The sequence below is a fragment of the Sporichthya brevicatena genome (assembly GCF_039525035.1).
GTDB lineage: Bacteria > Actinomycetota > Actinomycetes > Sporichthyales > Sporichthyaceae > Sporichthya > Sporichthya brevicatena.
The window spans coordinates 1-1973 of the sequence record NZ_BAAAHE010000060.1 but is presented as its reverse complement, the minus strand read 5'-3'; the positions used below and the strand labels follow the sequence as shown (position 1 = coordinate 1973).

Sequence of the window (1973 nt, the reverse complement as noted above, 5' to 3'; positions counted from 1 at the left end):
CTCGGCGTTGCTGGGAGTGTCGGGAACGTCGAGCACAACCCCGTCGATGGCCATCACGCGCAGACCGCGATACCAGGCCCGCGGCGAACCCGGTCCCGCGATGGGCTGCGCGACACGCGAGAACAGCTCGGCCATCGGCTCCTCGCCCAGCCGGGCTCGGGCACGCGCCATGGCCCCAGTTGTCGGAACTGTCCAGTCCGAGCGCCAGGAACGCAGGAATCGCAGCCCGCCGACAAGCTTACGCATCACCTCTTCATAGGCGTCGCCATAGAACAGCGTCAGCGCGAGTACCCAGTAAACGACCACCCGAGCGGGCAGCAACCGGTTGCGTTGCTCGGTCTTGCGCGTCATCCCCAACACGTCATCGACAAGGTCTCGCGGCACGAGGCTGGTCAACACCCCAAGGCCCACCGAGTCAGTCAACCTCGGCTGATCCGACGGCTCAGCTGTCACGGCGCCGGACGTTAACGAACCATTGCCCCGATTAACAGCCGCCGCGCCGACTGCAAAATCTCCTGTTCTGACAGGCCATCAGCGCTTCGCTAAGTCAGCGGCATTGGGGTCCACCCACGTCGGGGGGATCATCTCGGGGTGGCCGTCCTCGGCCATCCGCACGCCCCAGCCCTGATGGTGGATCAGATAGTGCTCGTGCGAGCACACCAGGACCATCTTGTCCACGTCGGTCGGGCCGTCGTCGCGGTCCCACCACTCAACATGGTGCGCTTCACACCACGCCGCCGGGCGCGTACATCCGTCGCCGATGCAGCCGATGTCCCGCGCCACCAGCGCCGCCCATTGGGCCGGAGTCGCGACGCGGACCTCCCGGCCCATCGCCAACGGCACCCCCAGGGTGTTCGCCACGATCGGGGTGATCCCCGCGTCGCAGGCGATCCGCTGCAGGGTCGGGATGTCCAGGTCCTCCCCGGTGGCCGTGCGGGCGAACGGGTGCCCGGTGTCGCCGGCCATCGTCTCCACCGACGCGGTCACGTGCAGGTGCGGCCGCACGCCGTGCGACGGCGGGAGGTCCCCGAAGCGCAGGAACTGGCGGAACACGTCCCCGAGGGCATCGTGGCGGCGTTGCGGCGCAGAGCGCTCGTCGCGCTGACCGTTCACCGCCGGCCGGGGCGCGGCCAGGGGGTCGAGCGCGGCCTTCACGAGGGCGGCGACCTCGTCGGTCAGTTCCCCGCGGATGCGGTGCAGCCCGTTGCCCAGATCGGTGATCGTCAGGGACCGCTTGCGCTGGGCCCGGGCCGCCCGCTTCGACTCCGCCGGGGCGTCACCGGTGAGGTCGTCCGGGTCCGGTGCCGGGGGTTTGCCGTCCTCGTCGATGACTTCCTCGATGTGCCGGCCCATCCGCAGGATCGCGCCAGGGTTCGCACCCCGAGACTTGGCCAACAAGAACGCCTCAGCGTCGGCGAGCTCCGAAGCCGAACCCACCGGCTCGATCTTGCGCAGACTCCGCGCCACCGCCCGGGCCTGGTCCCGGTTCAGCTCTCCTGAAGCCAGCGCCTCGACAGTGGCGTTCCCCTTGCGGGACAGGATGTCCGCGTCCTTGACCCGCTGCCGCGCCTCAGCCGGATGCAGATCGAGTTTCTGCCCCAGCCAGACCGCGGTCGAGACCTTCCCGTCCGCCAGCGACAGCCCGCGGACGTCGGCCTCCCGCACCGCTCGGACACCGATGGCCGCGACGGCGGAGTCCAACTCCGCCTGCGCCCGCACCATCAACTCCAGATCCGCGTCGGTGAAGGTCCACACCTCGTCCGCGGTGAGCATCGCCGCGACCTTGCGGACGTCCTCGACAGCACTGGCCATCTGTGCCAGTGCCGGATGCGTCCCCACCCCTGCGGACATGCCACGATTCTACCCGCGTCCGAACACATGTTCTGCATATCTGCTTGAGTGCAGTAAGAAGCCTTACCAGTCCGGGGAACTGACGATCAGTTCGCTCAACGGATGGGGGTCAGTGGCGACGG

The 1973-nt window shown here is 68.8% G+C and carries 2 protein-coding genes; both read right to left on the bottom strand.

The window, feature by feature from the left end; translation table 11 throughout:
- Window positions 1-399, bottom strand: a 399-nt coding sequence (locus ABD401_RS24355) for a transposase domain-containing protein (RefSeq protein ID WP_344609697.1), incomplete at its 3' end; no start/stop codon positions are given.
- A gap of 132 nt (window positions 400-531) precedes the next feature.
- Window positions 532-1851 (bottom strand): HNH endonuclease signature motif containing protein, encoded by a 1320-nt coding sequence (locus ABD401_RS24350; protein ID WP_344609695.1) that lies wholly within the window; start codon window positions 1849-1851, stop codon window positions 532-534.
- Window positions 1852-1973 lie beyond the last annotated feature (122 nt).

What these genes read in the sequence shown, in the direction of transcription:
- ABD401_RS24350 (WP_344609695.1), bottom strand. Translation starts at nt 1,851, where the DNA reads ATGTCCGCAGGGGTGGGGACGCATCCGGCACTGGCACAGATGGCCAGT.